The following is a 24,783-nucleotide window of genomic DNA, read 5'->3' as shown; positions in this document are numbered from 1 at the left end:
CTCCTACATCCAATCCAAAATCTGAATCTTGTTTTCTTCAGTCCAAACGCCGACATCCCCTGTCGGATAGAGGTATTCGCCAGTTTGATGTTTGAATGGATGCGGAATTTTATGCGTCTCCATCCAATCGGCAAGCTCCCCGCAAATTGCTTTGATATCCTTTGCACCGATAAAAATATCTCCAGAAAATCCTACCGGCATGAGCTGATGCTCTTCGCTCAGGACATATATTTCCGTCTCACAGGAAGGATCATGCACACCTGAATAGACCTCTTCTTGATCTGGGTACAGCACGCTGACTTGTGCGTTTTTCGCCCAATCGGTGATCATCCGCTCTTTTTCTTCATTCGTCACAATCGTGAAGGAAGAGAGGGGTGTCTCCATTTGTTCTGTCATCGCTTCAAGTGTATGGATCAGCTGCTGCATCAGCGATTGTATTTGCTTTACTGTATATTGATTGAAGCGATATGTGACCCGAAGCTCCAGCGTATCTCCCGGAACTGCCACAAGGGTCAGGTCATAGTTCGTTTCTTCATGACTCGCAATGTCTAAAATGCGTACCCCGTATGGCTCGATAGATTCAATCGGATAGTTTTCAAACACGACAATGCTGTTAAACAATGAATCTCCATTCGGGATGTGGGTCAGCTGCTGAATATCTGGCAGTACGGTATATTCGAATTCCCGCATCTGAAAAACTGTGTCCTGCGTATGTGCCAGCAGCTTGGAAATGGTCCACTCTGGCGTAATCGGCAAACGGAGCGGCAATGTGTTTATAAAGAGCCCTGTCATGCTTTCAACCTGTGGTAAATCCGCCGGCCGTCCTGATACTGTCACTCCGAACACAACATCCTCTGATCCTGAATGAAGATGCAAAAGCAGCCCCCATGCTGTTTGAATCAATGTGCTCATTGTCACCTTCTGCGCGCCTGTCATCTTTTCGAGTTTCTCCTGCATCTCGGGTGTTAGTTTGATACTTAGCTGATCAACACCTGCATCTTCATCCGAAGCATGCCCGCCGTCTCCTGGAAGTGGTGTAGCCTCTTCTACTCCTGACATATAACCTTTCCAGAACTCTAGCGCCTTCTCTTGATCCTGCTTTTGCAGCCACTCGATAAAATCTTTATATGGACGTACAGCAGGAAGATCCACCTCCCGTTCATCCACAAGAGAGCGGTATAAAGAAAAGGATTCTTCAATAAAGCTGAACAAGCTCCAGCCATCGATTAAAATATGATGAAAGCTAAAAATAAACGTGCATGTGTTTTCATCACGATGGAATAAAGCAATACGAATCAGCGGTTCATCCGTATCTTCTAGTTTGAAATCCTTTAAACGATCTGTTTGCAAATATTGCTGGATGGCTTCCTTCTGATCCGTTTCACTCAGGTGGCGCACATCGTGCTGAGTGAGATGAATGCTTCCTTCTGATTGAATCAACTGAACAGGCTCCTTTAGCCCTTCCCAAGCAAATGTTGTCCGTAAAATCGAATGACGCTCTACAAGCAGATTCCAGGCCTTTTCATAGGCTGCGCCGTCCGTTAAGCCTACGAGCGTCATATGCACTTGACCAAAATACGCCTGTGACGCTTGATCTAATAGAGCATGAAACAGCATCCCTTGCTGCATTGGAGATAGTGGATACACATCCACTACATTGTCTGGAAGCTCATCGATTTGCTCTTGCGTCAGCTGAACCATTGGAAAATCAGATGGCGTAAAGCCGCCTTTTGTCTCTACACAATGCGTCAGAATATCCTCCATTTTTTCTTTGAACCGTTCAGGTAACAGGCGCACCTCTTCATACTGAAGCAGTTCACGGTTTATCATAAAATTCATCTGAAGCTGACCGTTCACAACATATCCGTACACATCGATCAAATGCTGTCTTTCTGCTTTTGGATCATGTACAAGTCCATTTCGTTCATCTGCTAAATAAAGATGTGCTTCACCGTCTATTTGATCTAACTGTCCAAGATAATTAAAGCTCATTTGCGGCGCTGCCTTTTTGAGGAAACGAGATGCTGTCATATATTGAAGCAAGCCATAGCCGATTCCCTTTTGCGGCACAGCTCTTAAGGTTTCTTTGACATCTTTGATTTGTCTCTCAATATCGGTTTGAATAAAAGGAATAAAAATAGGATAAGAGCTTGTAAACCAGCCGACTGTTCGTGACAAATCCATCTGTTCAAATAAATCCTCGCGTCCGTGCCCTTCTAACGTGATGAGCAGCGGCTTTCCAACGGCTTGTGTGAGTCCTGATAAGAGTAAATCGTTTACCTCTGTTCGGTACGCTTGTGATGCCTGTCTTAATAAAATATCTGTTTGATCCTTCGTCAATTGAATAGACAGGATCTCTGCATGTTCTTCTATATTGAAAAGCGCAGGTGTTTGAAAAGGAGAACCCTCTTCCTCTTGACTGATGATATTTTGCCAAAAAGGAACCTGCTCTTGTAATTGATCGGTTTGTGCATATTCATAAAGAGCATCTGCCCACTGCTGATAGGACGCAGTTTTCTTTGCAAGCGCGATTTCCTGCCCTGCCGCAAGCTGCTTCAGTCCATTTAATAGGTCTTCCTGTATGATGCGCCATGAGATTCCATCCATTACAAGATGATGGGCAGCGATAAAGAGTTCAGACGTACCATCACTTGTGTGAAAAAGAATGGCTTTGATCACTTCTCCCCGTTCTAATGACAACGTTCCTTGACAAGCGGCGGTCTCCATGCGGATTTGTTCCAGCGCTTCCTCCTGAGAAACACCCGTCAGATCAAAGAAGGTGACACAAGGGGTGATGCCAGGCGCACGAATGGTTTGAATCCATGATCCATCTGCTGTTTTTGTATACATCGCTCTCAGCATATCGTGATGATCGACAATTTTTGAGAGAACCTGTGTCAGCTGCTTGAGCTGTATGGATTGCTTGAATTCCATATGCGCTGATAAATTCCAATAATCTTGGTTTGTCATTGATTGCTCAAAGAACCATGATTGGATTGGAAGCAGACGAACAGCTCCTGTGACAGGTGACTGGTCATAGAACGCAGCAGCATCTGACCTTTTCATAGCAAGTGCCAGCTGTGAAATCGTCTGTTTTTCAAATACATCTCTCGGCTGAATGACATAGCCTTCCTGTGCTAAGCGCGCCACCATTTGTATGACAATAATCGAATCTCCGCCAAGCTCAAAGTAGTTATCATGTACGCCAATCGAAGGCGTACCGAGCAGCTGAGTCCATACTTTTTCCAGTACACGCTCTTCCTCACTGAGTGCCCTGTCAGCCGGTTTGTCCACTTCTTCCTGTCTCCACTCTGGCGGCGGGAGACGTTTTTGGTCTACCTTGCCATTTGGTGTGAGCGGGAGTTCCTCCAGCTCTATTAATAGGCTTGGCACCATATAATCTGGCAGTATTTCTTTTAATTGATGGCGAATGTCTTGCGTGGTCATGCTGCCCTTTTGGACAAAATAACCGATCAATCGCTTATGACCACTCTCATGCTGATGCGGAATGACCGCACATTCTATGATGTCTTCAAAGCGCAGCATAGCAGCTTCAATTTCTCCGCATTCGACGCGGTGTCCGCGAATTTTCACTTGATGATCGATTCTTCCAAGGCAGTCGATGATGCCGTTTGGCAGCCAGCGGCCCATATCGCCTGTTTTATATAAACGCGCTCCTTCTTGGAAAGGATGCGGGATAAATGATTGCGATGTTTTTTCTTCATCTCCAAGGTATCCGAGTGCAAGCCCTGTACCGCCTACGTAAATCTCTCCAATAACACCTTGCGGAACCGGCTGTAGCTGGTCGTCTAGTACATAGGTCTGAGAATACGCAATTGGCTGACCGATAGGAATTGTTGCCTGCCCCTCATCCACTGCCCGAATGTGATGCACACAGGAGAACGTCGTATTCTCAGTTGGTCCATAGCCGTTTAAAAGGCCTTCAGGTAAATACGGCAGCGCTTTACGGATATGAGCAGCTGACAAAGCATCACCGCCGACCAATAAGGCATCGAATCCACATAAAGCTTCTGGATGTTCCTCTGTTAATCGGTTAAACAGCGGCACTGTCAGAAATCCTGTTGTGATCTTGTAAGATGTCAGCGTGTCAGCCAGTGTATCCATTGATAAGATCGTATTTCGATCGGTCAGTATCAGCCTTCCCCCGTTGAGCAGGGCTCCCCATATTTCATACGTAAAGGCATCAAAGGAAAAGCTCGCGATTTGTAAAATACGCGTTTGTTCATTAAGGGTGACATAATCTGTTTCGCATACAAGCCGGATGACCGCTTGATGCGGAATTAAAACCCCTTTTGGCTGACCGGTTGATCCTGATGTGTAATTGATATAAGCGAGTCCATCAGGTTTTAAAGCAGCAGACTTGAGTTCTGCCTCTGATAAAAACTCTTCATACCCCTGATCAAGACAAATGAGCTCGGTTTGACTGATCGAGACTTGTTTCAGCCATTCATTTTTTGTCAGTAACAGCTGAATACCTGTATCCCTCAGCATATAATCAATGCGTGCATATGGATATTCAGGATCAATTGGGACGTAGGCCCCTCCTGCTTTCACAATCGCCAGCACCCCAAAAATCATTTCAGGCGACCTGTCGATCAGAAGCCCTACTGGTTCATGCGGCTTCACTCCTCGCTGCTGCAGATAAGCGGCAAGCCGATCGACTTTCTCTTTTAACTCCTGATACGTCCACTTATTTTCCCCTGATTCGAGGGCGATCGCATGAGGCGTCTTTTTCACCTGCGCTTCAAACCGTTCTGTGATGAGAAGCGGGCCTGCTGGTTGATCTGTTGTGCCGCTCCATTCATAGAGCAGCTGATGCCTCTCTTTTTCTGGCAGGTAATTCATTTGTCTAATCGGCTGTGCTGGATTTTCACAAATACATGCAAGCAGCTGCTCGTAGTAACGAAGAAACCGTTCCATCGTGTCGTCAGAAAATAAGTCTGCATCATACTCTAGTTTTAATTGAAGACCCTCCGCCCCTTCAAAAACAAACAGAGAGAGATCGAATTTGGCTGTATCATTATCTTCAATAGCTAAAACAGATGTCACCTCACCCATCGGAGAAGCTTCAAGGGGCAGGTTTTGCAGAACGAACATGACCTGAAACAGCGGCTGCTTCCCAGCCTCACGTACAATATTCAGCTCATCTACGACCATCTCAAACGGCACATCCTGATGCGCATAGGCACCCATTGTTGTTTCCTTCACTCGCTCTAATAGCTCTGTGAAAGCCGGATTCCCGCTATGATCGATCCGAAGTGCCAGCGTATTCACGAAAAATCCGATGAGCTGCTCCATCTCCGTCCGATTTCTCCCGGCAATGACGGATCCAATGACAAACTCATCCTGTGAAGACAATCGATGCAGCAAGGTAGAGAAAGCCGAAAGTAATGTCATATAAAGGGTGCTGTCTGTTTTCTGAGAAAGAGCAGCCAGCTGGTCAGACAGCGGCTTCGTTAAGCGGTATTTTTTCGTTTTTCCCCTATAGGATTGAACAGCCGGACGCGTGTAGTCATACGGCAGCATCAAGTCTTCCACAGGTACCGCAAATTGCTCCTTCCAATAGGAAAGCTGCTTCTGAAGCGTTTCTCCCGTCAAATACTCCTTCTGCCATAGTGCGTAATCTGCATATTGAATCGGCAGCGGTGAGAGATCAGGCTCCCTCCCCTCGATCATCGCTGTATACCATTCGGATAGCTCCCTTGCGGCAATGCCAATCGACCAGCCATCTGACACGATGTGGTGAATGGACATCAGCAGCAAATGATCTGTTTCTGACAGCCGAATCAGTTTTGCGCGAAAGAGTGAATCATGCTCTAAGCGGAAAGGCGTGCCCGCTTCTTTTTTCGCCCACTCATCCGCTTTTTGTTCTTTTTCTTCCTGTGATGCCAAATCTGATACATCGACCACCTCAAGCGCTGGAAGAGTCATATGCTCATGTATGATCTGTACCGGTTCATCGCCGTTCATCGCAAAGGATGTTCTGAGTGATTCATGCCTTTGCACCATTTGCTGCAGGCTGCGCTGAAGCACCTTTACATCTAAAGGTCCATTCATCCGAAAGGAAATCGTATTATTGTATAATGGCAGATCAGGCTGTAATTGATAGAGAAACCATTGTCTTTGCTGGGCATAGGACATCGGAAGCTCCTGACCCTTTTCTATTTTCCGTATCAGAATCGCTTCATCGGCTTTGGCATGTGAATCAATCCACTTCGCTAACTCTCCAAGTCTCGTATGCTCAAAAAGAACAGCGAGCGGCACGTCAAATCCCGTTTTCTGTCTAACAGCAGACAGCATTTGCGTTGCCTTGAGCGAATGACCTCCGAGTAGAAAGAAATGATCACCACAGCTGATGTTTGAGACATCAAGCAGCTCGGACCAAATGTGTGCCAAGAGTTTTTCCGTCTCGGTTTGAGGTGCTCTGTCCTCTGAAGCATGTCCGCTTTCCTCTATTAATTCATTGAAATGCACTTCGTCCGGCATCCCATCCTCTGTTTCTTTCCAGTATTCTTCAGGATATAGATGGACGGAATATTCACCAGAGAGACGAGACTGTATACACGTATAAATGGATTGATACAGCCTTTCTTCAACAGCCTTTGTTTGATCGGTTTTGAAAAAGACATATATGACCTGCTCTGTTTGAGTCTCCCCCTGTATCATCTCTTGAATTTCCTGCTTCGCCTGATCCAGCCCGATATAAATGAGTGGAGCTTCTGTCATCATGCATGCAAGCATTGTTTGAATGCCCGCCCGCTTTGGAATCGGGAGATAGCCCCTTTCTTTTAGCATACCTTTGATCATCGAACCTTCACTCATTCCGGTCTCATCCCACATGCTAAAGCTAAAGCAATACGGTTTTACTGTAGATGCCAGCCTCTGATAATGAGCAAATTGTTCAACGAACTCATTTGCCGCACAATAAGCGCCAACGGTCATCCCGCCCTTTAACGTTCGAGCTGACGAGCTAGAAAGGAATATGACATTCTCCCGTTTAGAGGCTGCTTCATGAAGCGCAATCGTGCCATATACCTTCGCTTCGTACATCGCATGTAATGATACAGACGTCATATCACGAAGCAGCTCTTCTTGAATGATGCCAGCGAAATGAATAACGCCATGCAGCCTTTTACCTAATGCCGTCTCCTGTCTTGAGATCAGGGCTTCAATGGCTTGTGCGTCAGTGATGTCCACCTTTTCATATAGAACTGTACCTCCGTGCTTTTCCGCTTGATTCTCAAGTGAAATCAATACGTCTTGCTGCTCCTCAGATAAAGCCTCTCTCGCTTTTCTTCCAACCAGCACAAGATGCGCTTGATAGGATGTCAGCAGGTACTCACTAAGCATCCTCCCAATGCCGCCAAGCCCGCCTGTCATCACGTAAAGCCCGGATGATTCAAATGGCGGTTTCTTCATCCTTTGTTCTTTTTCCAGATGAAGCGGTGTTAAAAGAGGAGTATAACGAACACCTTCACGATAAGCGGCGATATGATGGCTTGTGTCATGTGTGAGCTCTGTCATGATCGATGATGCATGAGAACGGCCAGCATCCGGTTCTGTCAGAGAAAAATCAAGACACCGCACCTTGATAAACGGCCATTCATGCTGAACAGCTGTCATCAGTCCTGCTGTCGTTGCTTTCTCCACATCATGTGTTTGATCTTCCGGCAAATTCATCGCATTGGCAGAGACAAAGGTGATCTCTACCGGCTCATCATAGGCAGCGACCGCTTTAGTTACATATAATGCACTCATGCTGCCAGTTTTCTGCGCTTCTTTCGCCAACGCTGCATGAAGTGTGTCTTCTTGAGTTGTGTAGTTCCAAAGGTGAATGATTTGTTTCACCGAAACGCCATACGAACGGAGCGTCTCAAAGAGTTGTTCGTAGTCAGACGGCCGATTCGGGTGGATGATGAAGTGTGTATGTGTAAGTTGTGTGAATGCTTGACCCGGTTCAACCGTAATATATGTTTGTTCATTGCTTGAAAGGGATCTCAATTGATCTGCCAGCCCTAGTGTGTCTGCAAAGATCACCATATTCCCTTCTGTTTGTTTTTCCGCTTCATGAAGCGGAGCAGGTGTCCACTTCTTTTGTAAACTCCAATCAGGCAAGGTGTGTTCATTTTCAAGTCTGATGTCCAGCTCCTTGATGATTTCATCGAATTCGCCTTCCTGCCATCGCTTCTTGAGCTGTGCCCTTTCTATTTTTCCAGAGCTTGTTTTCGGAAAGGCGTGCTTCTGGACAGGGATCACACGCGATGCAGACAACCCCATTTTTGTTGCAATATGGGATTTGATATTCTGACTTGCCCTCATGATATAAGAAGGTTCATACAGCTTCGGTGTAAAAAAGAGAATCAGCTCGTCGGATGCAGATGCTTCCATCCGGGCGGAACAAGCGGCTACAAAGCTCGTTTCGACGCCAGGTACTTCCTCTGCAACGACTTCTATTTCATAGTTGTGATAATTTTTCCCGTTGATGATGATCATGTCTTTTTCTCTTCCGGTTAATGTCAGCCTTCCATCGTGCAGAAAACCTAAATCCCCCGTGTGAAACCAGCCGTCTGTTTGAAAGACTTCTTGATTCGCTTCGTCATTCTTGTAATAGCCCTTCATTGTCGTCGGCCCTTTAATTTGCACACTGCCAATATGATCTTCGGGAAGAAGCTCATTCTGATGATTAACGATACGAATCGTGATACCAGGAATTGGCCTTCCCAGCTCTGTAAAGCTGACAGTTCCTGTCTCACGTGCCTCCGCTGGTCTTAGCTGCTCTGTGAGTGATGTTTCCTCAAAGGTTAGAACCCCGCTGCTTTCATCTCCCCGTTCTATCGCAAAAGAGAAGACAACGGCTGAAGAGATTTCAGACATGCCAAATGCCGGTCTCATGACGTCTCCCTTTAAGCCGTGCGGAGCAAGCAAGTGTAAAAATCGGTGAATCGTCTTCGGTACGACCGCTTCAGCCCCATTGATCATACAAGTCATAGCAGAAAGATCCCAAGATCCTGATGAAATGTCTTTCTCATAATCATTGATCATCGCAAATGCGAAGTTAGGCGCCCATGTCTTCGTTGCACGGTAGCGGTCCATCCAGTCAAGCCAGCGCAGCGGCTGAGCGATAAAATCATCTGTTCTTGCCCGAACCTGCTCACAGCCCGTGTACACATTGACAAGGTGAAACATCACAATACCGCCAATATGATCTAAAGGCATCCAGTCTAACGACACATCCTCTTGTGTAAACCCATTGGCTGCCACTGTTCCTTTGATATTCGCCAGCACGCTTCGATGAGAATGCTCTACGCATTTGGGCATCCCTGTACTTCCAGACGTTAAGATAAAAAAGACTGAATCATCCGGTGACGCTGGATAAGCTTCTATATCTCTTTCTAAAGAAAGCATCGGCTCAACGGCTGCGACTCGTAACTTGTCTGTATGCCACAATAAAGCTAAGCCTTGCACCTCATCAATCAGCGAGTCATCTGTTAAAATGAGCGGATGCTCCAGCAGGTTCCACGCATGATGAAGCTTCTTCACGGAGGCATTCATTTCCCGATAGGTCGGTGCAGCCGACACTAGTGTTGGAACAAATCCGCCTAACACACACGCCCAAAAGGCTGTTACCATCGCATGATTGGATGAAAACTGAAAGAACACAGGATCACCTGGTTCAAGTCCGAGCGCCCTTAAACCTGTCAAAACCCGCTCAGCATCCTCCTTTAACTGCGCGTAGGATTGTGTGAGTTCATTTTCACTATTGACGATATAAGTCAGCCCATTTGTCGTTTTTGCCGCCTCCGTTAAGGCGTCCTGCAAGGTTTGGGCTCCTGCCTTAACATCTAGATCCCCTCCATAGGAAAGGGCGGGCGGCATGTCCGCTAAAGCAGGGGAAGCCGTTTGCGTCTGTATCGATTCAGATGCGGCCTCCTGCTCCATGTGATTGTCGAGAAATAAATGAGAGAGGTGATATGGCCGCGGTCGAATGGTTTTTTCACGAGAAAAAACAGCGAAGCGTTCGATTTCGTTGGTTTGTAAAATGGTTCTCTGTACATCTTGTAAAATCTTATCCATTGATTCATGTACATTTGATTGGTTCATAATTGATGGTTTCATATGAGTTCCTTTCCTTTTTTGTCAGGCAGGACTGCTAATGTGCACCCCTGCCTGATCTAAAGTTTACAAAACGGCTTCTCTATTTTTTTGATTGACGATCTTTTGGATCAGCTGGGCATTTTGGGCTGCACATTCTTTGTTTTTGAACATGTCAGCATGCTGACCATAGCCTTGATAATAGCGATAAGCACCGGTCGTCGCTTCTTCCCAATGATCCATCCAGTCTGGAATATCAATTTGCTCTTCTGATTGGATGAAATCAATATCTGCTTGTATCTTTCCTTGATTCACCCCCTTAACAAATGTTTCATAATAGGCCCGCGTTTTTTGAGCAAGCGCTTCTTGAACGAGCTCTTCTTGGGCAAGTTCACTTTGCTTTGATTGATGGACAATCGCTGCGATATCGTCATCAATGGATCGTCCTTCTAAATCACTTTCACCAATTTTCTTATAGGAATCGATCATGATGACCTTTTCCACCGTCCGCCCTGCTTGTTCAAGCGATTGAACGAGCTCAAAGGCCAGATAGCACCCGCCAGAGTAGCCCATCAAAGTCAGCGGCCCTTCAGGCTGAAGGTGCTGAATATGCTGAACGTATTGCGTCATGCGTTGATCAGCTTCAATAAAGTCAAAGGCAATCAAACGAACGCTATCAAGCGTTTTGGCAGCTTCCTGATAGATAAAGCCGTAGCCCGGTAATGGCGGAAGAGCAAAGACTGTTGGCGTTTGAGATTCATTGAATACAAGATAGCCGGCAGCTTCATGATCCTGCTGTTGAATATAACGGCTGATGGCTTCAATTGTAGGCGTCTCAAACAGCAAGTGAATAGGCACCTGAACATCGAATTCCTTCGACACCTTTGATAAAAGTGACATCGCTTTTAAAGAATGTCCGCCAAGCTCAAAGAAATGGTCATCTGTACTGATATCATTTCGTTCAAGTACTTCACGCCACATGACAAGCAGCTTTTGTTCTATCTCATTGGCCGGAAGCTTCACATGGCGGTTTCCTTGAGGCGTCTCCGGCTTTGGCAGCTGACGTTTATCAACCTTTCCGTTTGGTGTCAGCGGCATTTTCTCAAGTCTGATCAGCTCATGAGGCTGCATGTAAGCCGGAAGTTTCTCCTTCAGCCCTGACTTGATCACATCAACTTTGTCCTTCCACTCCTCCTCACACGTCATATAGGCGAGCAGTCTTGTATGCTGCGAGCCATGCTGATCCGTCATAAGGGCAGCTTGCTTTACACCCGGATGCATGAGAAGGTGGGCTTCAATTTCTGTCAGCTCAATTCGGTGGCCGCGAATTTTCACCTGATCGTCCACTCTGCCTGCATACTCAATCAGACCGTCTGCTCGAAAATAAGCCAAATCTCCCGTACGATACAGCCTTTCTCCCGCAGCAAATGGATGTGTGATAAAGGCTTCTTTTGTCAGATCAGGACGATTCAAATACCCCTTCGCAAGCCCTTTGCCGCTGAGACAAAGTTCTCCAACCATTCCAATCGGCTGAAGCTGTCCGTGCTGGCTCAATATATAAGCACCCGTTTGGTTAATCGGCTTTCCGATTGGAATAGAATGCGCTTCGATCGGAGGAGCTTCATCTACAGGATAATAGGTGGCGAAAACCGTTGATTCAGTTGGGCCGTAGACATTGATTAGTCTGCCTTTCCCCATGACATCAAAGGCTTTTCTCACATGCTGTACAGATGCACGCTCACCTCCGAACAGCACCTTGCGCACACTACGCATCCAATCGGTTTCTTCATCAATAAGAAGATTAAATAAAGCAGTTGGAACAAACATGACAGAAATGCTTTCTCTTTTAATCAGCTCCGTCAGCTCATGCATATCTAAAATGGTGTCTTTTTTCGGCAGGACAAGCTTTGCTCCGTTTAAAAGTGCACCGTATACATCAAAGGTAAAGCCATCAAATACGCTGTTGGATAGCGACAGTAGTGTATCTGTTTCTGAAATGGTTAAGTAGTTCGTATTTTTGACCACCCGGGCAATATTGGAATGGGTTGTCATGATGCCCTTTGGCTGACCCGTTGTGCCTGATGTATACATGATATATGCCGTATCGTGTAAACCTGCTTCCAGCGGCAGATTCTCTGAGCTCATTAGTGAAATCTCCTGATCATCTGCAAACAGATACGTGCCAGCAAACCCAAGTCCCTTCGCCTGACCAATAAAGGATGAGTGAGTCAGAAGATGCGTCGCTCCGCTGTCTTTAAGCATGTATTGAATGCGGCTTTCTGGATAGCCAGGATCAATTGGCACATAGGCTGCGCCTGCTTTTAAGACAGCAAGCAGACTGACAATGAGTTCAGGCGTTCGATCGGCTAAAATGGCGATGACCGTTTGATGTTCGGCTCCATTTTTTTGCAAATGTCGTGCCAATCGATTGGCTTGTTCATTCAGTTCAGCATATGTCATCGTTTGCTCTTCTGCTGATAGCGCCACTGCATTTGGCTGTTTGCGGACATTATGCTCAAACCATTTCGATAAATACAGCTGGTCATGCTCAAGCTCAGGTGCATTCCATTCTTCAAGAATCAGCTGTTTTTCCTGTTTTGTGACGAATGGGAGTGTATGAACCGATTGATCAGGATGCTTGACCGCCTCATGTATCAATAGGCTGAGCTGTTCCTTTAACTTATGAACAAATTGAGGATCAAACGCTCTTTGGTTAAAGGCCAGCTTCAATAGTAATTCTTCTCCAGGCGATGCGAGCAGATTGAGATCATAGTTTGATTTTTCATAGACATTCATGTCCTCCACCGTGAACCCTAACCGTGCTTCTTGCTCGTCCTTCTTTGCGGCTGGGACATTTTCAAACACAACAATATGATCAATGAGCTGCTGCTGACCTGACTTTGCCTGAATATCATAAATCGGAATATATTGGTGCGGCTCGGCTGCAAGAGACTGCTGTTGTGTTTCTGACAGGAGCGCACGAAATGTCATGTGATCTGTCAGCTGAATTCTTCTTGGGATGACATTGATGAACAATCCAACCATCCTGTCAACGCCAGCCAAGTCTGCCGGACGTCCTGACACAACTGTTCCAAACAGCACATCATTTGACCGCTGATATCTGCTCAGCAGAACAGACCAGACTGATTGAAGCGCACTGCTTAACGTTGCATTTTGCTGCAGCGCTAACTCTGATAAAGCGGCCGTTTCTTCTTTACTCATGGACCACTCAATTTCGCCTAATTCATGTTCATTCGTTTGTTTTCGCTGCTCTTTAAAGGTCGATTGTCCATCAAACCCTGCTAATGATTGCTGCCAATATTGAAGTGATGCTTGCTTATCTTGTTTTTCCAGCCACTTTATATATTCTTTATATGGTTTGACCGGCTCTAGCTTATAAGGGATGCCATGTAAAAGTGCATGATAAATCGCAAATAACTCCTGCACCACAAGTCCAAAGCACCAGCCATCCAGAAGGATATGATGATAGCTCCATATCCAGCGATAGCTGGCAGGGCCCGTTTGGAAAACAGACGCCCGCATGAGAGAATCCTTCGAGAGGTCAAATCCTCTCAGCTGATCCTGTTGTTTGAATTTCTCTATACGTTCAAGCTGTTCGTCTTCAGAAAGATCTTGCAAGTCCACAACATCAAGTGTAAAAGGACGTTCTTTTAGTACAACTTGGACAGGGCGCTTTACTTTTTCGTGGAGAAACACGGTACGAAAAATATCGTACCGCTCCACGATGATATTCATGCTTTTCTCAAGTAAGTCATAACGCAGTGTGCCCTTAACGTTCATATCCATTTGCTCTACATAAAAGCCCTTTTCCTGATGATGGAGGGTATGAAACAGCATTCCTTCTTGCATCGGTGACAGATAATACATGTCTTGAACTTGATCCCTTTTAAATTGACTCATCTATTTCATCCTCCCTTCCTTTTTTATGATTCATCTCGTGTTGTTAAGTCAATTTCTCCTCAAGCATGTCAAAAATGTCGTCCATTTCATCCATTTCAAGGTCAGCCGCAGAGAAGTCACTTGGCGTAAATTCCCGTTCTTGCTGCGCTAAGCAATGGGTGATGATAGATTGAATTTTCCCCTTCAACAATGCCATGAACTGCTGTATCGTCTGTTCTTCATATTCACTTGCACAATAGGAACAAGACAAAATGAATCGATTTTGTTGAACAAGACCACTAACGTTCAGCTTATAAACAGCTTCCGAATCAGGGCTTGCTTGTCGTCCCATATCATAAGTCGACGGCCCAAAGAGTTCTGTCGTCACTTCCTGATCAATCTGTCCAAGATAGTTCAAACTGATTTCAGGATGTACGTGCTGTCCTGACGGTTCAGCAGCTGTCATGTATTTTAAGATCCCGTAGCCGATTCCTTTATTTGGAACACGCCGCAGCATTTCTTTCGTTCCTTTAATAGCATCAGCTATGGTCTGATCCGGCTTCGCTTCAAGTACAACTGGATACATACTCGTAAACCAGCCAATCGTGCGAGAGACATCCAGCCCTGATAAAATATCCTCTCTACCATGACCTTCAAGCTGCACATGTACATGGGACTCACCTGTCCACTCTTGAACAGCAAGACCGAGAGCACATAAAAGAATATCGTTCATTTCCGTTGTGTACGGCAGATGAATATCGGTCAAAAGATGCTCAGTTTCTGTTTCTGTCAGCTGCATTTGAACTGATTTGGTTTCGGCAACTTTTCTTTTTGTCACTTCATGATCAACAGGTAATGAGGTTAATGGTTTGCTTTCAATTTCTGCCCAATACTCCTGCTGATTTTTTAATGGCTGTGACTGTGCATAACGTTCAATGGCCTCAGCCCATTCTTTAAAGGAATGAGTTTTCAGCGGCAGGACAAGCTTTTGTCCCTGAGCTGCCTGCTGATATAGAGACATAAAGTCCTCTAGTAAAATTCGGCATGAGACACCGTCAATGATTAAATGATGTGTCACGATGAGTAAATGATCGCCATCTTCTGCTTGGAAACAAATCACTTTCATTAACGGACCTGTTTCGAGGTTCAGCTGACGCTGATACTCATTGGCATATGTGGAAATAGCCTTTTTCACGTCGTACTCTTTTGAGACATCATGAGAAATAATCGCCAGCGGTTCCGTGAGCTCCCGCTGGTTGTATTGCAGGATGCCGCCATGTTCCTGCTTGTATACCATACGCAGTGCATCATGATGTAAAAGTAGTTTTTGCATGACTTGTTCTGTAATGGAAAGGTCAAATCCATTTGGTGCATGAAGCATCATCGAGAGATTCCAATGGTGCTGATCGCTGAATGCTCGTTCAAAGAACCAGCGCTGAATCGGTGTTAAAATGACTTCTCCTTCGACAGGTGATTGGTCGGCTGTGAGAAGATCAGCTTCTTCAATATATGGGCGCAGCTCTGCAATGGTCGGATACTGGAATAGAAGTTTCATATCGAGCTTCCAGCCTGCTTGCGTGAGTCGGCTTGCCATTTGGATGCCTTTAATCGAATCTCCGCCAAGGAAGAAGAAGTGATCGTGGATACCGACTTGGCTGACGCCAAGGACATCTTCCCAAATGCCGCAAAGCAGTGTTTCCACTTCGTCTCTTGGTGCTTCGTATACCGTTTGGTTCACTTCGATATCAGGAGCTGGCAATGCTTTCAGATCGACCTTTCCATTGGCCGTCATTGGAAATTGATCTAGCTTTATGATCCATGATGGCACCATGTATTCTGGTAACGTGCGTTTTAGGCTTTCTTTTAAGTCCTCTGTATCGTTCTCCGTAATCACGTAAGCGGCAAGGGCGTCCTGTTCACCCGCATCTTTGACCGTTGTCACGACGGCTTCTTTGACCGAATCCATCGTCAGGAGCTGCGCTTCAATTTCTGACAGCTCAATACGGAAGCCGCGGATATTGACCTGATGGTCTATTCTGCCGAGATAAATCAGCTCACCATCGTCTGTCCATTTCACTAAATCGCCTGTGCGGTACATGCGCTCGCCCGGATAAAATGGATCTGGGACAAATCGTTTGTCGGTTTCCTCTGGAAGATTCCAGTAGCCTCTTGCCAGTCCTTTTCCTGCAATCACGAGCTCACCTGGTACGCCTGACGGCGACAGGTCATATAACGAACACATGATGTAAAAACGTGTATTGGCAATCGCTGTTCCAATTGGAAGCGTGCCTTGTTCTGGATCAATCATTCCGCTTGTCGCTACGACTGTATTTTCAGTTGGACCGTAGTTATTCACTAGTTTGTATGGGACTGGCTTTACTTGTTTCAGCTTATCTCCGCCTGTTAGTAAATAACGCAGAGAATGGTTGTCCATTGACATAAACTGCTCGCATAACTGCGTTGGCAGGAAGGCAATGGTGATGTTTTCTTTATTGAAATACGCATTGAGTTTGATCATATCGAGACGAATCGCTTCATCGATAATGTGCAGCTCTGCGCCGGCAATCCACGTCGGGAACATCTCCCAAATGGAGGCGTCAAAGCCAAAGCCGGCATATTTCGCAGTTCGATCCTTGTGCGTCACTTGGAACGCATCATTGTGCCAGAACGCAAGATTCACAAGGGACTGGTGCTCGACCATGACACCCTTCGGCTGTCCTGTCGTCCCAGAGGTGTAAATCATATAAGCGAGATCCGTTGGTTTGATATGCACCTGAATCTCGTGAGCTTCTCCTTCTACGGCATCTTCTATGAACAGCACTTGACCTGTAAAGGAAGGTGGTGCAGTAAGTCCTTTTTGCATCAGAAGTACCTCTGCCCCGCAGTCTTCCAGCATGTACGCAATACGCTGCGCTGGATAGTCTGCATCAATTGGAACGAATGCCGCACCTGTCTTGAGAACGCCAAGAACAGCTGCCGTCATATCAAGGGACGGACGGGTGAGAATACCGACGCGGTCGCCTGGTTTTGTGCCGTTTGCGATGAGTCTTGAAGCAACTACATTCGCCCGATGGTTCAGTTTTTCATAAGTCCAGCTCGTTCCGCAGAAGGTCGCTGCTTTTTGATGAGGTGCTTCTTGTGCCTTAGCTTCAATCAAGGCATGAACGGTTTGATCTAACGGGACGTCAAGGTCTGGTCCTGACCATTCATTGATCAGCTCTCGTTTTTCCTCTTCAGTTATGAGAGATAGCGCTGAAATTGGCTGATTCAGCTTAGCCAGCATATCATCTATGATTTTTTCAATATACATGCTCCAGCGCTGAATGGTGCTCTTTTGAAACAGGGCCGCTGCATACTCAAAGCGCAAACCCACTTGGTCATTTTCTTCAAATACACCGAGCGTTATATCAAATTTTGCATGAACGGTATCTTGCTGCTTTTGCGACAGCTTGAGTCCATTCAAATCCGGTAACGTCAGGTCACGGTCATCTGTTGTCAGCATGACACTAAACAATGGATTGCGGCTTGTGTCTTTCGGAAGATCTAGCTGAGCCACCAATTCCTCAAACGGGAATTCTTGATGTTCATAGGCTGATAGACTGCGATCTTTCATTTTTTCAAGCAGCTGTGCTGTCGTTTCTTCTGGCTGCACTTCGTTTCGAAGAGCCAGTGTATTGACAAACATGCCTGGAACCCGTTCGATCGAAGCATGCGTACGTCCTGCGGTCACAGCGCCTATGACGATATCTGTCTGTCCCGTTAATTTGGAAAGGAAAATAGCAAATGCCGTTTGCATCACCATGTTCAAGCTCACACCTTTTTCCGCCATAAGCGTTTTGATGGACTGCACCTTTTCAGCAGACAACCATCTATCGACTCGCCCTCCTTCAAATGACTGAACTTGAGGACGCGGAAAATCAAGGGGCAGCGCTAAGTCTTCTGGCGGCTGTGCATATTGCTCCAGCCAATACTGCCGCTGTTTCTCAAGCAGCGCCTGCTGCTTTTCTTCCTGCTGCCATACCGCAAAATCCTTGTAATGCAGCTGAACTGGCGGTAACGTCTTTTTCTCATACAGCTCTGCGAGTTCTTGAATGAGCAGGCTGCGTGTGACACCATCCGCAATGATATGGTGCATATCCATCATGAATACATATTTCTCATCAGAAAGCTTCGCCACTTTTGCCCTCATTAATGGTGCTTGATGTAATGAGAATGGTGTAATGAATGACTCGATGACAGACTGCTCCTGATCGCCCTCTATTTCATCAACCTCTAATGTAAACGGCACTTGGCGATAGACTTTTTGAACGGGTACGCCGTCAATTTCTACAAAGGCTGTCCGAAGTGATTCATGTCTGTCGATCAAGGCTTGAAGCGCTGCTTCCAGCTGCTTCACATCAAGGCTGCCTTCCATCATTAAAACGGCTGGCATATGATAAGTGACTGCTTCTGGATGCAACTGCTGCAGTACATACATACGCTTTTGAGCAGAAGAGACGGGATAGAAATCTTGCTTTTCCGCTGGCTGAATGGATGTCACCACCGAAGAATCTGTTTCTTCCAAGTAGGCTGCCATTGCCCGTATGGTTGGTTTTTCAAAAAGGACTTTGAGCGGCACATGCTTGTTCAGCTTTGCTTGCACCTTCGAAATGAGCACCATGCCCTTGAGGGAATGACCTCCCAATTCAAAGAAGTGGTCATGAACACCTATTTGTTCAACCCCAAGAACTTCTGACCAAATGTCACACAGCGCCTGCTCAAGTTCCGTTTCTGGTGCCACATGCGCCGCATGGTTCATATGTACCTCATGCGGAAGCGGCAGAGACTTCGCATCCACCTTTCCGTTTTGGGTGAGTGGAATGTGATCGACTTTCACAAAGTACGTTGGAATCATATAATCCGGCAGTGTCTCCGCAAGATTTTCTCTAAACGTCAGTGTTCCAATGTGTTCAGGCGCTGTGTAATAGAGTGCAAGCTCCGGTAAACGGGACAGGTGCAGGACTTTTACATAGACTTCTTGAATAGATGCCAGAGTACGTGCGGCATGCTCAATTTCCTGTTTCTCAATGCGATAGCCGCGGATTTTCACTTGATCGTCGACTCGTCCAAGAAACTCAATATCTCCATTTGCATGCTGTCTGACCAAATCCCCTGTGCGATACATTCTCTCTTGAGGATCATATGGATTTTCAAGAAAACGTTCTGCTGTTAATTCAGGCTGATTCAAATATCCTCTCGACACGCCTTCTCCAGATATATAAAGCTCTCCCGGCGCGCCATAAGGGACAAGCCGCTGCTGCTGATTGCATACGAGCGCTCTTGTGTGAGCAATTGGCTGTCCGATCAAAGATCGTTCCTTCAAAGCGTCCAGCTCTTGCGATGTGATCAGCTTGGTCACTGTACCAATGGTTGTCTCAGTCGGACCGTAATGGTTCATTACTGCCACGCATGGATGCTGCATCATAAATGTTTCAACATCCTCAGGGATCACCGGTTCTCCTCCAAGTACCACCAGGCGTAAAGCATTAAATGAATGTTCCTTAGAATCTGCCATCATATGAAATAAGGATGGTGTCATTTTGATATAAGTCAGCTCTTGTTCATCAATCAACCGCATCAGACGTACAGGGTCTGTATACACGTCTTCACGAGGAACATAGAGTGTCCCCCCTGCTTTTAAAACAGGGAAAATGCTTGTGTAACCAAGATCATATGCATAAGAAGAAAGCAGTGCCGTCCGATCACATTCCTGCAATGTCACCTCATTTTTCAGCCAGCTGACATAGTGTGATAGATTACGATGCGTGAGCTGTACACCCTTCGGCTTCCCTGTTGTCCCAGATGTGTAAATGACATAAGCAAGCTGATCAACCGATACTTCCGGCAATTCTAGTGGATGACTTTGATGCACTGCTTGTTCAACCTGCACCACTTGAATCGACTTATGATTTTGATAGGAATCTGCTAGAGACTCATTTGTCACGATGACTTGTGCACCTGAATCCTCTAATGTGTAGCGGATTCGTTCAGCCGGAAAGGCCGGATCAATCGGGACAAACGCTCCTCCTGCTTTCATCACACCAAGCATGGAGACGATGACATAGACAGAGCGGTCAAGGATCAGTGCCACAGTTTGTTCCTTCTCGACGCCTCGTTTTTTAAGTTCACAGCTAAGTGCATATGACATATCCTCAAGCTCGCGGTAGGTGAGTTTTCTTTGATCATCCATAACGGCGATAGCATCCGGTGTTTCCTTCGCCTGATGTGAAAATTGGACATGGAATGGCTCATGACGATTCGTTTGTCCTTCGGCTTTTTTCTCCAGACGCTCTATTTGTTCATGCTGATCCAGTATATGGAGCAAGCCGATCTGTTCCTCTGGATGACGAACCGCCTCCCGAATAATCGCCAGAAGATGAGTTCCGAACCGGCGGACGGTCTCTTCTTTAAATAACGCTGCTGCATAGTCAAAGCTCAGCTTTAATGCTCCCTCGCGTTCAAATGCTTCTAAAGATAGATCAAATTTGACCGAGTGATGCTGAATGGCATAAGGCGAAATGTGCAGATCGCCGAGCTTTAGCGCTGGTACCTCCATGTTCTGCATGTTAAATGACACGCTAAAAAGCGGGCTCCGAGTTGTATCACGGTCTAATGGAAGATGTGCAATTAACTCTTCGAGCGGATAGCTTTGATGTGCAAAAGCATCAACACTTGTTTCTTTTATTTCTTCAAGCAGCTGTAAAAATGTTTTGGTTTGTTCTGGTTTTCCGCGCATCGCAATGGTGTTGATAAACATCCCCGGCATGTCTTGGATATCAGGGTGTGTCCGTCCAGCAACAGGCGAACCCACAATGATATCTTCCTGCCCGCTATAGGAGGCAAGCAGCACCTGAAAGGCGGATAACAAGAACATATACATGGTCGTATCGGTTTTCTGAAGCAGTTCATGAATGCGCTGAGTCGTTGCTTGATCACAGCCAAACATGAATCGTTCTCCAGAAAAATCACGTTCTGCTGGACGCAGATAATCAGTTGGCAGCTCTAAAACCGGTAAATCTCCTTCAAATTGCTTCAGCCAATACGCTTCATGCTCCTTCTGTTTCTCCATTTCTTCTTCACTTAGCTGCCAGACAGCGTAATCCTTATAATGAAGGGCTCGTTCAGCAAGAGCTTCTCCATCGTAGGCCTTCGCCAAATCTTGAATGAATGTCTTCATGGAGCTGCCATCTGTAATGAGATGATGTGCTTCTAAGACGAGAAGATGACGGTTCTCACTGACTTTCAGCAGCTGAGCTCGCAAAAGGGGTGCTGCTGTTAAATCAAATGGCGATTGACGTTCAGTAAGAAATGCCTCCGCCTCTTCTTCCTTGATGTCATGAACAGGAAGGTCAAATTCAGTCCATTCATGCACTCTTTGGACAATGTCTTCTCCGTTCATATGAAAGCTCGTTCTTAAGATTTCATGTGTTTGGATTAACTGATTAAATGCTGATTTGAGCCGCTGATATTCGAGTGTTCCTTCAAGCGTTAAGACGATCGGAATATGATAATTCGTGCTGTCAGGTTCAAGTGTCTGCAAAATATATAAACGGCGCTGAGCTGGTGATACCGGATATTCGTCCGCCTGCTCTGCTGGCAAAATAGGATGTCCGGCTTCTTCTTGACCATCCTGATCGATGTAAGCCGCTAATGAGCGAATCGTCGGCTTCTCGAAAATCACTTGAATCGGCACTTCCTTTTGAAGCACTTCTTGAACCTTCGCAGACATCATCATCGCCTTGAGTGAGTGCCCGCCAGCCATAAAGAAATGCTCGTCTACCCCAACCGTTTTCCCAAGAAGTTCCTCCCAAATGTCAGCGAGTGCCTTTTCTGTCTCAGTCTCAGGCAGAATGATTTTGATTTCCTCGCGATGCACTTCGTCAGGCTTAGGTAAAGCTTTTCGATCTACCTTCCCGTTCGATGTCAGTGCAAAGGTATCCAGCTTCATCACATGGTGCGGCACCATATAAGCTGGCAGTTTTTGATTGAATACATCTCGTACCTCTTCTTCTGTCAGTGACCCTGTGAAGTAAGCGATGATTTCCTTTTCATCTGAAGAAAGCTGCTGAACAAGTACAACTGCTTCATCTATCCCCGCTTCTTGGTGAAGCACTGATTCAATTTCACCAAGCTCAATACGGAAACCACGAATTTTCACCTGATCATCGGCACGGCCGAGGAATTCAATCTGACCATCTGCACCATATCTAGCCAAGTCCCCTGTTCGATACATCCGTCCTGACGGCTTAAAAGGATCTGCCATGAATACTTGATCAGTCAAATCTGGACGTTTGATGTAGCCTCTTGAAACACCATCTCCGCCAACATACAGCTCTCCCGGTGCTCCAATTGGCTGCAGTCTTTGATAGTCATCTAAAATATAAGCTGACGTATGATTGATCGGCTGACCAATTGGGATCGGACCCGTTTCATCTCCTCTTACTTCGTAAATGGTCGAGATGGTTGTATTTTCAGTTGGGCCATAGACATTCAGCAAGGTAATTGACGGATGATGCTTTTTCACAAGCTCCGCACTTTTCACATTGATCACATCGCCGCCGGTGAATAATGTTTTTAATCCTTTGAACATTTGCGGCCGCTGCTGAGCGAGCTGATTAAATAAACCAGTCGTTAAAAAGAGCGCTGTGATCTGATGTGTTTGGATAAATTGTTCAAATCGATGAATATCCAATAAAGTATCACGAAGAACAGGATAAAGCGTCGCCCCATTCAGAAGCGTAGTGAAGATTTCAAGGGTAATCGCATCAAAGCTAACAGCCCCTGTATGCGCCATACGATCCGACGTGTTCAATCCTATTTTCTCCTGAGAGCATGCTAACCTCACAATATGCTGATGCTCAATTTGAACTCCTTTTGGCCGTCCAGTTGATCCCGAAGTGAACATGATATATGCCAATTGAGATGGAGACGTCTCGACTGATAACTCCGCTTGTGAGTGATGAGACATACCGGTCACATGAACAGCTTTGATGCTTTCATCAACTGGCGGCTGGCTGTCAGCATAGAGCAAAACGGATACGCCGCTGTCTTCAAGCATCCAACGGATTCTCTCCTCAGGCTGAGCTGGATCAATCGGTACATAAGCAGCCCCAGCATGTAAAATGGCTAAAATAGAGATCACCGCATCTGCTGATCGGTTCATATATACCGCGACAGCATCCCCCCGCTGAACGCCGTTTTCTACAAGACTGCTCGCTAAACGACGGATTTCCTGTCCAAGCTCTTCGTATGTGAATGTTCGCTCGCCTTCGACTAATGCCGGATGGTCAGGCTGCGCCTTGATACGTTCATCGAGCAGCTCAGGAATGGACAGATGCTTCGGATAATCTCGCTCCGTCTTGTTCCATGCTTCAATCTGCTGCTTTTCTTCTTCTGTGATACATGTTACTTCATGAAGACGTATGTCAGGATTGTGAATGATTTGCTTCATGAGGTTGGTCAGATGTTTGGATATGTTTTCAATGACCTTTTCTTCAAAAGCCATCGCATTGTATTTGAATTTCAATGTCCACGTTTCACCAGGATAGACAAGGACATTGAGATCGAAATTCGTTTGTTCAAATCCGTCCTTTACATCAATGGCAAAACCGAGACGTGCAGACATGGTGTCACCAGACAGCTCCTGATCTAAAGGATAGTTTTCAAACCCAACCAAATGATCAAAGAGCTTTCCTCCAGCAGCTGTTCTCTGCTGAATGTCATAAAGCGGCATAAAGTCATAGTTTTCCGCTTCCAGTGCATGCTGCTGAACCGTTTGAAACAGCTGTTTAAAGGTCTGCTCCTGATCTAATGTCACCCGAACAGGTATCGTATTGATAAACAGCCCTGCCATCCGCTCAATCCCAGACACACTTGGAGGTCTGCCTGATACGACTGTTCCGAATGTGACATCATCTGCTGCATGATAGGTGCCTAAAAGAACGGACCAGACAGCCTGAAAAAGGTTCGGTGCTGTCACTTGGCATTGTCTTGCCGCATCTTGAATGGCTTGTACGGTTTGAGCGTCCCATGTAAACGTCCATTCCTGATGGTCATATTGTCCGTTCGCTTCTTTTTGCTGCAGCAGCCCTTGGTGCTGAACAGCACCATCCAGCCGCTCCGTCCAATAGTCTTCCGCTTCTTGTTTGTTTTGCTTTCCAAGCCACTGGATATAGTCCGCATAAGGCTTACCTTGTGAGCGATCCGGCGTTCGGCCGTTCTGATAAGATTCATAGTAATGAAACAGTTTTTTCATCAAAACACCCATGGACCAACCATCCATAATAATGTGATGGTTGCTCCAAATCAGGTGCCAGTTTGTTTCATTTAATTGAAAAACAGCGACTTTCAACAACAGATCATTCGTTAAGTGAAATCCTTGCTTTCTCACTTGCTTTTTATATTGATCCAATACCTTTTTCTGCTCTTGATGATTCAGATGAGATAGATCTTCTCTATACACATCTATATGACGTTCAGCCAGTACAACCTGACGAGGCTTTTGTAATTGCTGATAGACAAAGGCTGTACGCAGAATGTCATATGTCCGTACGAGTTCATTGAGACTCTTTTCAAAAAGATCGAGATCAAAATCTCCGCTTATTCCAAGCTCAAGCTGTGTGAAATAAGAGGAGGAATTAGGGTCTAGCATGGCATGATACAGCATGCCCTCTTGCATTGGTGTTAAAGGATATACCTTTTGAATTTTCTGCTTGCTCATAAGTCCACCTC

At 45.9% G+C, this 24,783-nt stretch carries 3 protein-coding genes; all 3 read right to left on the bottom strand.

Going from position 1 to position 24,783, the window contains the following annotated elements; genetic code table 11:
• Positions 1-3: 3 nt before the first annotated feature.
• The 3 genes from NSQ76_RS02210 to NSQ76_RS02200 all read right to left on the bottom strand — a co-directional run bounded on the left by NSQ76_RS02210 (position 4) and on the right by NSQ76_RS02200 (position 24,772).
• The gene (locus tag NSQ76_RS02210) at positions 4-10,137 is read right to left on the bottom strand and encodes a non-ribosomal peptide synthetase (RefSeq protein ID WP_341052123.1); all 10,134 of its coding nucleotides are present in this window, start codon (positions 10,135-10,137) and stop codon (positions 4-6) included.
• Positions 10,138-10,200: 63 nt separating this feature from the next.
• A complete protein-coding gene (locus tag NSQ76_RS02205) occupies positions 10,201-14,034 on the bottom strand; it encodes a non-ribosomal peptide synthetase (protein WP_341052120.1) in 3,834 nt (1,277 codons plus the stop codon).
• A gap of 43 nt (positions 14,035-14,077) precedes the next feature.
• Positions 14,078-24,772, bottom strand: a complete 10,695-nt coding sequence (locus NSQ76_RS02200; protein ID WP_341052118.1) for a non-ribosomal peptide synthetase — start codon at positions 24,770-24,772, stop codon at positions 14,078-14,080.
• Between the last annotated feature and the right edge of the window lie 11 nt (positions 24,773-24,783).

Source organism: Bacillus sp. FSL M8-0256 (assembly GCF_038005765.1).
GTDB lineage: Bacteria > Bacillota > Bacilli > Bacillales > Bacillaceae > Bacillus > Bacillus safensis.
Note: the sequence above shows the minus strand (reverse complement) of the source record. Positions and strands in the feature narration are given on the sequence as shown.